The sequence below is a fragment of the Microbacterium proteolyticum genome (assembly GCF_030818075.1).
GTDB lineage: Bacteria > Actinomycetota > Actinomycetes > Actinomycetales > Microbacteriaceae > Microbacterium > Microbacterium proteolyticum_A.
This window is the reverse complement of the sequence record NZ_JAUSZZ010000001.1, coordinates 3,004,018-3,016,585: the sequence shown is the minus strand read 5'-3', so window position 1 is coordinate 3,016,585 and position 12,568 is coordinate 3,004,018. Positions and strand designations below refer to the sequence as shown.

General features: G+C 71.0%; 10 protein-coding genes, 1 tRNA gene and 1 pseudogene. 10 read left to right on the top strand and 2 right to left on the bottom strand.

Going from position 1 to position 12,568, the window contains the following annotated elements; all coding sequences use genetic code 11:
• The first annotated feature begins 7 nt into the window (after nucleotides 1-7).
• From QE392_RS14020 to QE392_RS13985, 8 genes and pseudogenes are all read left to right on the top strand, one after another.
• Nucleotides 8-688, top strand: coding sequence for an O-methyltransferase (locus QE392_RS14020; protein ID WP_307452794.1), 681 nt, complete (start codon nucleotides 8-10; stop codon nucleotides 686-688).
• A 542-nt stretch (nucleotides 689-1,230) separates the two neighbouring features.
• Complete coding sequence (gene eno / locus QE392_RS14015) at nucleotides 1,231-2,511, top strand: phosphopyruvate hydratase (protein ID WP_307452792.1); 1,281 nt, start codon at nucleotides 1,231-1,233, stop codon at nucleotides 2,509-2,511.
• 593 nt (nucleotides 2,512-3,104) lie between these two features.
• Nucleotides 3,105-3,575, top strand: coding sequence for an FtsB family cell division protein (locus tag QE392_RS14010; RefSeq protein WP_307452790.1), 471 nt, complete (start codon nucleotides 3,105-3,107; stop codon nucleotides 3,573-3,575).
• A gap of 129 nt (nucleotides 3,576-3,704) precedes the next feature.
• Nucleotides 3,705-4,223: a DUF501 domain-containing protein gene (locus tag QE392_RS14005; RefSeq protein ID WP_307452788.1), complete on the top strand. Its 519-nt coding sequence runs from the start codon at nucleotides 3,705-3,707 to the stop codon at nucleotides 4,221-4,223.
• A pseudogene (locus QE392_RS14000) lies at nucleotides 4,220-5,576 on the top strand (S8 family serine peptidase). Before QE392_RS14005 ends, QE392_RS14000 begins: the two are co-directional and overlap by 4 nt.
• The gene (locus tag QE392_RS13995; RefSeq protein ID WP_307452786.1) at nucleotides 5,573-6,973 is read left to right on the top strand and encodes an NAD(P)/FAD-dependent oxidoreductase; all 1,401 of its coding nucleotides are present in this window, start codon (nucleotides 5,573-5,575) and stop codon (nucleotides 6,971-6,973) included. The pseudogene QE392_RS14000 and the gene QE392_RS13995 overlap by 4 nt, the downstream one beginning before the upstream one ends.
• A gap of 206 nt (nucleotides 6,974-7,179) precedes the next feature.
• Nucleotides 7,180-7,253 (top strand) — tRNA-Leu (locus tag QE392_RS13990).
• A gap of 120 nt (nucleotides 7,254-7,373) precedes the next feature.
• A complete protein-coding gene (locus tag QE392_RS13985) occupies nucleotides 7,374-7,961 on the top strand; it encodes a LemA family protein (RefSeq protein ID WP_373426477.1) in 588 nt (195 codons plus the stop codon).
• A gap of 37 nt (nucleotides 7,962-7,998) precedes the next feature.
• Here the strand turns inward: QE392_RS13985 and QE392_RS13980 are convergent, their stop codons facing one another.
• Nucleotides 7,999-9,240 (bottom strand): winged helix-turn-helix domain-containing protein, encoded by a 1,242-nt coding sequence (locus tag QE392_RS13980; RefSeq protein WP_307452784.1) that lies wholly within the window; start codon nucleotides 9,238-9,240, stop codon nucleotides 7,999-8,001.
• A gap of 74 nt (nucleotides 9,241-9,314) precedes the next feature.
• On the opposite strand from QE392_RS13980, the gene QE392_RS13975 reads away from it, so the two are divergent.
• Nucleotides 9,315-10,505, top strand: coding sequence for an AI-2E family transporter (locus QE392_RS13975; protein WP_307452782.1), 1,191 nt, complete (start codon nucleotides 9,315-9,317; stop codon nucleotides 10,503-10,505).
• Nucleotides 10,502-11,731 carry a threonine ammonia-lyase gene (gene ilvA, locus QE392_RS13970; RefSeq protein ID WP_307452780.1) on the top strand — a complete coding sequence of 410 codons (1,230 nt, stop codon included), beginning with the start codon at nucleotides 10,502-10,504 and terminating at the stop codon, nucleotides 11,729-11,731. Before QE392_RS13975 ends, ilvA begins: the two co-directional genes overlap by 4 nt.
• Before the next feature lie 289 nt (nucleotides 11,732-12,020).
• Here ilvA and greA read toward each other — a convergent pair whose 3' ends face one another.
• On the bottom strand, nucleotides 12,021-12,512 hold the full coding sequence (greA, locus tag QE392_RS13965; protein WP_307452778.1) for a transcription elongation factor GreA: 492 nt from the start codon (nucleotides 12,510-12,512) through the stop codon (nucleotides 12,021-12,023).
• Between the last annotated feature and the right edge of the window lie 56 nt (nucleotides 12,513-12,568).

Here is a 12,568-nt window from a genome sequence, read left to right as displayed (position 1 = left end):
TGGCAATGTGCCCACTCCTGACGACGTCGACGCCTTTCTGACCGACACCCTGGTGGGGTCCGACCCGATTCTGGATGCCACCCTGCGGGCGCAGAGCGACGCCGGCCTCCCCGCGATCGAGGTGGCCCCGCTGAACGCGAAGTTCCTGCACCTGCTGACCCGCATCGCGGGAGCCCGCCGCGTGCTCGAGATCGGCACGCTCGGCGGATACTCCACCATCTGGTTCGCTCGCGCGGTGGGTGACGCGGGCCGCGTCGTGACGATCGAGGCCGAGGCGCGCAACGCCGAGATCGCGCGGGGCAACCTCGAGCGCGCGGGAGTGGCCCAGCGTGTCGAGGTCGTCGTCGGTCGGGGAGCCGACGTGCTGCCGTCCCTCGAGGGCGGCGAGCCGTTCGACCTCGTCTTCATCGACGCCGACAAGGAATCGAACACCGTCTACCTCGACTGGGCCGCGCGCCTCGGGCGGCCCGGAACCGTCATCGTGCTCGACAACGTCGTGCGCGGGGGAGAGGTCGCCGACGCCGGCACCGGCGATTCGAAGGTGCGGGGCGCCCGCCGGGGCATCGAGATGCTCGGCGCCGACCCCCGGTTCGACGCCACTGCCCTGCAGACCCTCGACCGCAAGGGGTGGGACGGCGTCGCCGTGGCGATCGTGGTGGATTCCGCGGCATCCGGGCCGACGCCCTGACAGGGGTGGCGCCACCCGGTTGTCGCGGTGGTCGTGGGTCGGCTCGCGGGGTCGTGGTCGCGCCCTGATGGGTGGCCTGGGGGCTGTGGGTGGTGGCCCCGGGGTCACGCCTGTCGCCCCGGGGCCACGTTGCGCGCCCCGCTGCGTGCGCTGGTCGGGGGTACGGGCGTCGGTGGTGGCCCCGGGGGCACGCGGGTCGCCCCGGGGCCACGTTGCGCGCCCCGCTGCGTGCGCTGGTCGCGGGGTGCGGGCGTTGGTGGCCCCGGGGTCACGCGGGTCGCCCCGGGGCCACGTTGCGCGCCCCGCTGCGTGCGCTGGTCGGGGGTGCGGGCGTCGGTGGTGGCCCCGGGGTCACGACTGTCGCCCCGGGGCCACATTGCGCGCCCCGCACCGCTGGCCGCCCCACGAGGGAGGGCCGCGCGGCCGCGGCATCCGACCCTCGATGACATCGCGACCCGCGGGTGTCGGAGGGGGTCACTAGACTCGTCCCCGGACCGACGACGCTCCACCCTCTTTCACCCAGAACCAACGAGGAGTCCTTCGTGGCACTTATCGAGGCTGTCAACGCGCGCGAGATCCTGGATTCGCGCGGTAACCCGACCGTCGAGGTGGAGGTGCTCCTCGACGACGGCATCGTCCAGCGGGCGGCCGTCCCCTCCGGCGCGTCCACCGGCGCGTTCGAGGCCTACGAGCTGCGCGACGGCGACAAGAGCCGTTACAGCGGCAAGGGCGTGCTGAAGGCCGTCGCCGCGGTTGTCGACGAGCTCGGCCCCGCCATCGAGGGCGTCGAGGCCAGCGAGCAGCGCATCATCGACGAGATCCTCATCGAGACCGACGGCACCGAGAACAAGTCCCGCACCGGCGCCAACGCCATCCTCGGCGTCTCGCTCGCCGTCGCCAAGGCCGCCGCCGACAGCGCCGACCTGCCCCTCTTCCGCTACCTGGGCGGCCCGAACGCGCACCTGCTGCCCGTGCCGCTGTTCAACGTCATCAACGGCGGCGAGCACGCCGACAACGGCATCGACTTCCAGGAGTTCTTCCTCGCGCCCATCGGCGCCGACACCTACGGCGAGTCGCTGCGCTGGGGCACCGAGGTCTACCACGTCCTGAAGGGCGAGCTGAAGTCCGCGGGCTACAACACCGGCCTCGGCGACGAGGGCGGCTTCGCCCCCGACCTGCCCAGCAACCGCGAGGGCCTCGACTTCCTCATCCGCGCGATCGAGAAGGCCGGCTTCACCCCCGGCAAGGAGATCGCAGTCGGCCTCGACGTCGCCGCCACCGAGTTCTACAAGGACGGCGTCTACACCGTCGAGGGCAAGGAGTGGAGCGTCGACACGCTCGTCGACTACTTCGCCGACCTCGTCGCGAACTTCCCGATCGTCACGATCGAGGACGCACTCGCCGAAGACGACTGGGACGGCTGGAAGAAGCTGACGGATGCCATCGGCTCCAAGGTGCAGCTCGTCGGCGACGACCTGTTCGTCACCAACCCGAAGCGCCTGCAGCAGGGCATCGACCTCGGCGTCGCCAACTCGCTGCTGGTGAAGGTCAACCAGATCGGCACGCTGAGCGAGACCCTGGATGCCATCGCCCTGGCCACCCGTTCGGGATACACCTCGATGCTGTCGCACCGCTCGGGTGAGACCGAGGACACCACGATCGCCGACCTCGCCGTCGCCGTGAACGCCGGCCAGATCAAGACCGGTGCTCCCGCGCGCAGCGAGCGCGTCGCGAAGTACAACCAGCTGCTGCGCATCGAAGAAGAGCTCGGCGACGCCGCGGTCTTCGCGGGCCGCTCGGCGTTCCCCCGCTTCAAGGGCTGAGCGTTCGATCCGAGGGAGGGGGAGCCGCAGGGCTCCCCCTCCTTGTCGTTTCCGGGCGTGGACTCGAGTGCTGCTCGTCCGCGGGTCGGTGGCGACGCGGGCGACGGTCGGGGAGCGGCCGGAGGGACGGGCCGCGCGTGCGGGAGCGGCCAGAGGGACGGGACGGGCCGCACATGCGGGAGCGGCCAGAGGGACGGGCCGGCGAGCGCGCAGAGGGCCGCCCCGTGCGTGCGGGAGCGGCCAGAGGGACGGGCCGCGCGTGCGGGACCGGCTGGAGAAACGGGCCGGGCGTGCGCGAGCGCGCGGTGAACGCCGCGGAGCCACCGGTACTCGCCGAGGAGACCGCGGCGCGCGGTCCCTGCTGAGCGGATACCCGGGCGTCGGCGCGTCCCGGGAGATGCCGCACGCCCCGACATAGAATCGCCTGCGGCCGAACGACCGATGCCGACGGAAGGGAGCGGGCGTGGAACGACCGACTCTGCCGCCCCGGGGCACCGTGGCATCCGAGGCCCGGACGCCGCCGAAGACCCCCCCGCCGCGGCTCCTCCACGCCGTCGGCCCGAACGGCGCGGCGAGCGGTGCAGCAGCGACGCGTGGATGTGCAGGACTGGCTCGGCCGGGTGCGGGTCTCGGGGTTCGTCGTGATCATGCTGGGGCTCGTGGTGTTGGGCGCTTTCGTCCTCGTGCCGACGGTGGGCACCTACATGGACCAGAGACAGCAGATCCAGGCGCTGCAGAGCGCGGTGCAGATCAGCCGATCGGAGGTCGAAGACCTGCAGATGCAGCGAGATCGGTGGTCGGATCCCGCGTACATCCGCACCCAGGCCCGCGAACGTCTGGGCTACACCTTCCCCGGCGAGGTTGTGTACCTCATCGACAACGACCTCCCCGCCTCGGCGACGCCGCAGGAGCAGGCGGACGTCAGCGAAGACGTGGGTCAGACGCGCACCGACTGGATGGCGCAGCTCGTGCGTTCCCTGACGGCGTCGGGGGCCGCTCAGGTCGCCGTCCCGACGATCGGCGTGCCGGATCCGACCCCGGCGCCGGAGGCGCCCGCCGGCTGAGCGCACGAGCCCGGTCCACGGTCGCGTCGGCGGCGCCCGCCGGCTGAGCGCACGAGCCCGGTCGACGGTCGCGTCGGCGGCGCCCGCGCGCACGGGCGACGCCGGGAGCGGCCGAGTACCCTGAGAGTGATGAGTACCGCACCGCTTCCCTCCGCATCCGACGCCGACCTGGCCGTACTGCAGGCGCAGCTCGGACGCGTTCCCCGTGGTGTCGTCGGCATCGCCGCGCGGTGCGTCTGCGGCAACCCCACGGTGGTGGCGACCTCGCCGCGACTCGACGACGGCAGCCCCTTCCCCACGTTCTACTACCTCACCCATCCCGCAGCGACGGCGGCGATGTCGGTGCTCGAAGCCGGACACGTCATGAAGGAGTTCACCGAGGAGCTCGCCGAGAGCGAGGAGCTTCAGCAGCAGTACGCGGCCGCCCACGAGGCGTACCTGCGCGACCGGGCCGTCTACGGCGAGCCCGAGGAGATCGCGGGCATCTCGGCCGGCGGCATGCCCACCCGGGTGAAGTGCCTGCACGCCCTGGCAGGTCACGCGCTCGCGGCCGGCCCGGGTGTCAACCCGATCGGCGATCAGGCCCTCGCGCGCAGCACGTGGTCGCCGGAACGCTGCCAGTGCGAGAGCCCCGGGACCGGCGGATGAAGCGCGTCGCCGCCGTCGTGGCATCCGTCGTCCTCGTGACGGTGCTGACGGGTGCGACGGCGACCCCCGCGTTCCCGGCGCCGACGGACACGTCGGCGCCCCAGGCGTCAGCCGGCCCGGTGGCCGAGGACCCGACCGACTCGGTCCGCGCCGCCGAATACTGGCTCGATCAGTACGGCGTGCGAGAGGCGTGGAAGACCACGCGCGGCGCCGGTCAGAAGATCGCGATCATCGACACGGGGATCGGTCGCGGGCCGGCCGAGTTCAGCGGCGCCGTGGTGGGAGGGACCGATGTCTCCGGCGTCGGCAGCCCGGACGGCCCGCACGCCCGTCGGAGCGGTGGATGCGAATCACGGCAGCTGGGTCGCCTCCCTCGCTGCCGCGCGCGGTACCGGCAACGGCCGCGGGATGATCGGCGTCGCGCCCGAGGCCGAGCTGCTGTCGATCTCCGTCGGGTTCGGCGCGACCACGTCGAAGCCGTTCACCCAACAGATTGCCGAGGCGATGAGGTGGGCCGTGGACAACGGCGCGACGGTCATCAACCTCTCGCTCACGACGAACACCCTCGACTGGGACCGCACGTGGGACGAGGCGTTCGAGTACGCCTTCGACAAGAACGTCGTCGTCGTGGTCGCGGCCGGCAATCGCGGCAGCGGCACCGACCGCGTCGGCGCACCGGCCACCATCCCGGGCGTCCTGGCCGTCGGCGGCGTCGACCCCGGCGGCGTGGCGAGCAACAGCGCGTCGACGCAGGGCATCACGATCGGCCTCTCCGCCCCCAGCGAGCGACTGATCGGCGTTTCGGCCGACGGCACGCTCGTGCAGTGGAACGGCACGAGCGGCGCCGCACCGATCGTGGCGGGCATCGCCGCGCTGGTGCGCGCCGCCCACCCCGAGCTCGACGCCGACAACGTGCTCAACCGTCTGATCCGGACCGCGAAACCGGCTGCGGGCGCATCGGCCACTCCCGACAAGCTGTACGGGTACGGACTGGTGGATGCCGCGGGGGCGGTGTCGTCGAGCGCCGTCGCCGCTGTCGACGAGAACCCGTTGGGCAGCCTCACGGAATGGATCCGCCTCTACCGACGCGCGAACACCGAGCCGTCGCCCGAACCGAGTGCCGCGCCCGTCACCATTCCGCCGCTGCCCCCCGTCGAGTCCGCCCCGCAGGCGAGTTCGCCTCTCCTGCCCTCACGCGATAGCGTGCTGTACGGATCACTGCCGCTCGCAGGTGCCACACTGGCCGCTATAATGATTGCGCTCGGCGTCAGTGCAGCTGCCCGGCGAATCCGACAGGCGCGCACTTCCCGCGAGCCGAGCCGCACCACTAACGAGGAGTTCCTCCCATCGTGACCACTACCGTGCCCCGAATCCTCATCGTCGGCGGGGGCTATGCAGGTTTCTACACCGCATGGAAGCTCGAGAAGCTCCTCGGCCGACACGAGGCCGACGTCACGCTCGTCGACCCGCTGCCGTACATGACGTACCAGCCCTTCCTCCCCGAGGTCGCCGCCGGCGAGATCGAGCCGCGCCACGTCGTGGTGGGCCTTCGTCGCCACCTCAAGCGCACCACGGTCATCGCGGGCAAGGTCACCGGTATCTCGCACGCGACCAAGACGGCGACCATCACGCCCATCGCCGGCGACGAGTCGTTCGAGCAGAGCTACGACCAGATCGTCGTCACGGCCGGCGCGGTTTCGCGCACGTTCCCGATCCCGGGCATCGCCGACAACGCCATCGGCCTCAAGACGATCGAAGAGGCCGTCGCCATCCGCGACCGCCTCACCTCCAACTTCGACAAGGCGTCGGTGCTGCCGGCCGGTCCCGAGCGCGACCGCCTGCTGACCGTCGTCGTCGTCGGTGGCGGCTTCGCCGGCATCGAGGTCTTCGCCGAGCTGCGTGCGTACGCGTCGTCCCTGCTGAAGCAGTACCCGACCCTGACGTTCGACGACACGCACTTCCACCTCATCGAGGCGATGGGCCGCATCATGCCCGAGGTGTCGCAGAAGACGAGCGAGTGGGTTCTCGCCGACCTCGCGAAGAAGGGTGCGTTCGTGCACCTCGACACGCAGGTCAAGGGTGCCGTGGACGGCATCGTCGAGCTGTCGACCGGTGAGCAGTTGCCCACCGACCTCATCATCTGGACCGCTGGTGTCATGGCCAACCCCACGGTGGTCCGGGGCAGCGACCTGCCCGTCGAGGAGCGCGGTCGCATCCGCACCCGTCCCGACCTGCGCGTCGGCACCGACGAGGAGATCGTCGAGGGCGCGTGGGCTGCGGGCGACGTCTCGGCCGTTCCCGACCTGTCGGGCGGCGGGGTGGGCGGCTTCTGCGTCCCGAACGCCCAGCACGCCGTGCGTCAGGGCAAGCTCATGGCCAAGAACATCGTGGCGGTGCTGCGCGGCGAGGAGCCGAAGCAGTACTTCCACAAGAACCTCGGTGCCGTCGCCGGTCTGGGCCTGTACAACGGGGCCTTCCAGTCGGGCAACATCGCCCTGACCGGTCTGATCGCCTGGTTCGCCCACCGTGGCTACCACGGCCTGGCCATGCCGACGTGGGAGCGCAAGTTCCGCGTGATCGGCGACTGGATCCAGAACTTCCTGCACGGTCGCGAGACCGTCAACCTCGAAGCCGTGCAGCACCCCCGCGCGGCGTTCGAGGAGTTCGCCGCCCGCCCCCGTCCGGCGGCGCCCGCCGCCGAGGCGCCCTCTCCGGCTGAGAAGAAGGCCGAGCCCGTCGCGGCGAAGTAACTCCGCTTGATCCGAGACCCCCGCACCCGACCGGATGCGGGGGTCTCGTCGTTGCGGGATGCCGAGCGGCAGGCGCTCGCGCACCGCCGTCGCGCGCGCGTCGCCCCCGCCCGCGAGACCGTCTGCGGCCCGGTGCGCCACCGGCGGACTGCTCCGGACGGCGTATCGCGGGACGGGTGCCGCCCCGCGATACGGTGGAGGCACGGGCCCCCGTAGCCCAATGGCAGAGGCAGGCGACTTAAAATCGCTCCAGGTGTCAGTTCGAGTCTGACCGGGGGTACGCCGAGAGGTGAGCCGGATGGAGGGGCGGATCGCGACCCCGATCCGGATCCCCTGGGAGTCGATACCACTCGCCGGTCGCGCTCGCACCTCGTCGTTAGACTGAGGGGCAATCTCTCGAATGGAAGTGTGGGGACTCATGTGGGAGTGGCTCGTACCGGTCATCGTGATCGTCGGCGTCCTGGTGATCGCGGGGATCTACCTCTGGGCCACCTACAACGCCCTGGTCGCACTCAACGTCCGCGTCGACGAGGCGTGGAGTGACATCACCGTTCAGCTGAAACGTCGCGCCGATCTGCTTCCCAACCTCATCGAGACGGTGAAGGGGTACGCCGCCCACGAGAAGGCGGTCTTCGAGAACGTCACGCGCGCCCGTGCCGAGACGCTGTCGGCGCAGAGTCCTGCCGAAGCGGGCATCGCCGAGGGACACATGCAGCAGGCGCTGAAGTCGCTGTTCGCCGTCGCCGAGGCCTACCCGCAGCTGCAGGCCAGCCAGAACTTCCTGCAGTTGCAGCATTCCATCGTCGACACGGAAGACAAGATCCAGGCCTCGCGCCGTTTCTACAACGGTGGCGTCCGTGAGCTGAACACCAAGATCAAGGTGTTCCCCAACAACCTCTTCGCTCGTCAGCTCGGCTTCACCGAGCGGGAGTTCTTCGAGGTGGTCGACGGCGCTGCCATCTCCGAACCACCCCGCGTCCAGTTCTGACGGAACACGCCCCCTCCGCCTCGGCGGAGGGGGCGTGTCAGTTCGCCCGGCCATCGGGATGCTCGTGCCGCTCGGCCGCCAGAGCACCGGCGATCGCGTCCGCCGCATCGCCCCACCGCGCCACCGTGACGCGGTCCAGCCCCTGCCACCGCGCGGCCATGAGCAGCTGTTCGGCGGTGCGCTCAGAGGCATCCGGAGGCGCACCTGGCTCCCACCACGCCGACTGCACGCGCAGAGCGCTCGACGCCCGGTCGGCTTTGAGATCGAGACGCCCGACGATGTCGTCGCCGACGAGGACCGGCAGTGAGTAATACCCGAAGCGGCGCTGCGGCGCCGGAGTGTAGATCTCGATGCGGTAGTCGAAGGCGAACAGCCGTTCGGCACGATCGCGGAACCACACCACCGGATCGAACGGCGTGAGGATGGCTGCGGCGTCCACTCGGCGGGGCCGGGCGGCATCGCGGTGCAGCCACGCCTTCGCGGGCCGGCCGCCTGTCTGCCAGCCCTCCACCTCGACGGGGATCAGCTCGCCCGCGTCGACGAGGTCGCGGACGGCGGCGAGAACCGCCGGACGGTCGCGGATGCGCCAGTAGTCGGCGAGATCGGCTGCGGTGGCCACACCGTAGGCCACCGCGGCACGCCGCGTCAGCTCGGCGATGGCCTCGGCGCGGGGAACCGTCGTCGCCAACGCGGAGGCGGGCAGGACATCGGATGCCAGGGCGTACCGCCGTTCGAATCCGCGCCGCCCGGCGATCGCGACCTCGCCGAACAACCACAGGCGTTCGAGTCCGTTCTTGACGTCGTCCCAGCCCCACCACGCACCGCGCGACCCGCTGCGGGCGTCGTGGTCGATCTCGGCGGGGCGGAGGGGGCCGCGCTCGGCCAGCTCCTCGCGCAGCCACTGCAGCAGCGACTGATTGGCCTGCGCCCAGGCGTCGGCTCCGTACTTGGCGCGCAGGGCGTCTCGGCGGAACTGCAGCAGCGGCCAGTCGTCGACGGCGACGAGGGATGCCACGTGCGCCCACGACTCGACCCACGTCGGCCGACGCGAGAAGGCGAGCCGGTCGAGCAGGGCGGTGTCGTAGGCGCCCAGTCGCGCGAAGAGGGGCATGTAGTGCGAGCGGGCGAAGACGTTGACCGAGTCGATCTGCAGGATGCGCATGCGGTGCAGAGCGGCGGTGATCTGCCGGGTGCCCACCGTCGCGGGTCGCGGGCGGGCGAAGCCCTGAGCGGCCAGGGCGATGCGGCGCGCCTCGGCGCGACGGAGCGTCAACGTCATGATCTTCACGCTAGCCGCGCCCTCCGACATCGCCGGCCGCGGAGGATGTCGGAGCGCAGAGGTAGGCTGACGGAGTGAGTGGAACCGATCCCGAATCCCGCGGATCGTTCCTCGACGCCCTCAAGCGGCGCACGGTCTCGAGCGACCTCCAGCCCCCTGTTCCCCCGGGACTTCGGCAAGCCACCGCCTACGCGTGGCGCCTGCTCGTCATCGCCGCCGCCCTCGCCGTCATCGTCTTCATCGTCATCCAGCTGAAGCTGCTCGTCATCCCGCTCCTCGTGGCGATTCTGGTGACCGCCCTGGTCTGGCCCGGGTTCTCGCTCCTGCTGCGTCACCGGTGGCCGAAGTGGCTGGCGATCGTCGTGACGGTGCTGGGCACGATCGCCATCGTCACCGGTCTCGTCTGGCTGGCCGTGTGGCAGATCACGCGTGAGTTCGGTTCCGTGCGCGTGCGCACGACGGAGGCCATCGAGCAGTTCCGCCAGTATCTGATCGACGGACCCCTGCACCTCAGTGCGCAGCAGATCGACGACGGCCTCCGGCAGGCGGGCACGTTCGTGCAGCAGCAGGCCGAGGTCTTGTGGACGGGCGCTCTCGCCATCGGGACGACACTCGGTCACGTCGGGGCGGGACTCCTGCTGACGCTGTTCATCCTCCTGTGCCTGCTCGCCGACGGCGGCGGCATCTGGCGGTGGACCACGCGACTGTTCCCGCGTGCGGCGCGACCCGCGGTCGACGGCGCCGGGCGTGCCGGGTGGCGCACGGTCAAGAGCTACGCGCGCACGCAGCTCCTGGTCGCCACCATCGACGCAGTCGGCATCGGGCTCGGCGCTTTCAACCTCGGGGTGCCGCTGTCGATCCCGATCGGCGTCCTCGTGTTCCTCGGCGCCTTCATCCCCTTCGTCGGGGCCGTCGCCACCGGCGCCCTCGCCGTGTTCATCGCCCTCGTCTACAACGGCCCGCTCATCGCGCTCATCATGCTGATCGTCGTGCTCGCCGTCCAGCAGATCGAGAGTCACATCCTCCAGCCGATCCTGATGGGCTCCGCGGTGAAGGTGCACCCCCTCGCCGTCGTGCTCGTCGTGGCGGGAGGGGCGATGGTCGGTGGCATCGCCGGCGCCCTGTTCGCCGTGCCGCTCGCGGCGTTCGTCAACGTCGTCGCCGTCTACCTCGGCTCGAAGGCGTGGCAGCACGAGGGCGAGGCCCTGGCATCCCGAGATCTCATCTGGCAGACCGTTCCGCGCACGCGCGCAAGGAGATCATGAACGACACTCCCACCCTGGCCGAGTTCGAAGATGCCGCGCAGGCTCTGCGCGGCATCATCACGCGCACGCCTCTCGACGCCTCTCTGCACCTGAGCGAGCTGCTCGGCGCGCCCGTCAACCTCAAGCTCGAGAACCTGCAGCGCACCGGCTCGTTCAAGATCCGCGGGGCCACCTACCGTCTGTCGCGTCTGACCGCCGAGGAGCGGGCCCGCGGGGTGGTGGCCGCGTCGGCCGGCAACCACGCGCAGGGCGTTGCGCTGGCGGCTCAGCAGCTCGGTATCGCTGCGACCATCTTCATGCCGCTCGGCGTGCCCGTGCCGAAGCTGCTGGCCACCCGCGGCTACGGCGCCGAGGTCATCCTCGAGGGCGCGACCGTCGAGACGCCCCTGCGCCTGGCCGCGGAATTCGCCGAGCGCACCGGGGCGGTGCTGATCCACCCGTTCGACCACCGCGACATCGTCGTGGGTCAGGGCACGCTCGGTCTCGAGCTGGTCGAAGACCTGCCCGACCTCGAGACGGTGATCGTCGGCATCGGCGGGGGAGGGCTCGCCGCCGGCGTGGCCGCCGCGGTCAAGGCGCGCGCCGCCGCCGAGGGGCGCGAGGTCCGCATCATCGGCGTGCAGGCGCACAATTCCGCGGCCTACCCGTCATCGCTCGCCGCCGGCTACCCGATGCAGGTGGACACCACGCCGACGATCGCCGACGGCATCGCCGTGGCCCGGCCCGGCGACCTCCCGTTCGAGCTCATCCGCCAGTACGTCGACGAGGTGGTCACCGTCACCGAGGACGACATCGCGCGTGCCCTTCTCGTGCTGCTCGAGCGGGCGAAACAGGTCGTCGAGCCCGCGGGAGCGGTGGGCGTCGCGGCCATCCTCGCCGGCAAGGTGAAGGCCACGGGTCCCACCGTGACCATCCTGTCGGGCGGCAACATCGATCCGCTCCTGCTGCAGCGCGTCGTGGCGCACGGCCTCTCGGCATCCGGACGCTACATGTCGCTGCGCATCCCGCTGCCCGATCGTCCTGGACAGCTCGCCCGCGTGTCGGAACTGCTGGCCGGCGTGGGCGCGAACGTGATCGAGGTGCTGCACACGCGCCATGGGCAGGGACTGCAGATCAGCGAGGTCATCCTGCAGCTGAGCGTCGAGACGCGCGGCGCCGAACACCGCGCGCTCGTCATCGCGACGCTCGAAGAAGCCGGGTTCGTGGCGACCGTCGTCCCCGACTGACGCCGCGCGGCCCTTTACCGCGGGGGCGTAGGGGAGTGCGACCGGCGCACGCCCTGCGCTGCCGGCTCGGGGTGCGTTGCGTGCCTCCGGGGCGTGCTGAGTGCGCCCCGATGCGGGGAACGTGCCCCGAACTCCGGCCCCGTGCACCGCGGCCCTGCGCAGTCGACGCCGCGCCGGCGCGGGGCCGCGAGCAGCAGCGTCCGGGAGAAACCGCGGGCAGCAGCGTCCGGGAGAGACACCGCGAGCCGCCCACCCGGAAGCGGGGGAGCGGCTCGCGAAAAGGTGGGGCTTACTGCCCCGAGTAGGTCTCGACCTTGACGATCTCGACCGCGATCTGCTTGCCGTTGGGGGCGGTGTACGACCCCTTGTCGCCCTCCTTGAGGCCGAGGATCGCCGCGCCGAGGGGCGACGCCTCGCTGTACACGTCGAGTTCGGAGTCGGCGGCGATCTCGCGGTTGCCGAGCAGGAATCGCTCCTCACCACCGGCGATCACGGCGGTGACGACGGTGCCCGACTCGACCACGCCGTGGCTCTCGGGGGCCTCGCCGACCTTGGCATCCTTCAGCAGCTGCTGGAGCGTGCGGATGCGCGCCTCCTGCTTGCCCTGCTCGTCTTTCGCAGCGTGGTAGCCGCCGTTCTCCTTGAGGTCGCCCTCTTCGCGCGCGGCCTCGATGCGCTTCGCGATCTCTTCGCGACCCGTGGTCGAGAGGTGCTCCAGCTCGTTGTGGAGACGGTCGTAGGCGTCTTGCGTGAGGAACGTCACCTGAGCGTCGTTGGACACGGTTACTCCTTCGTCGAGGCGTGCGGCATCCGCCGGATGCGCTGGGTATATGTCGA

Coding starts and splice junctions, on each gene's coding strand:
- QE392_RS14005 (WP_307452788.1), top strand. CDS start 3,705: ATGAGTACCGCACCGCTTCCCTCCGCATCCGACGCCGACCTGGCCGTA.
- QE392_RS13985 (WP_373426477.1), top strand. CDS start 7,374: ATGGAAGTGTGGGGACTCATGTGGGAGTGGCTCGTACCGGTCATCGTG.
- QE392_RS13980 (WP_307452784.1), bottom strand. CDS start 9,240: ATGACGTTGACGCTCCGTCGCGCCGAGGCGCGCCGCATCGCCCTGGCC.
- ilvA (WP_307452780.1), top strand. CDS start 10,502: ATGAACGACACTCCCACCCTGGCCGAGTTCGAAGATGCCGCGCAGGCT.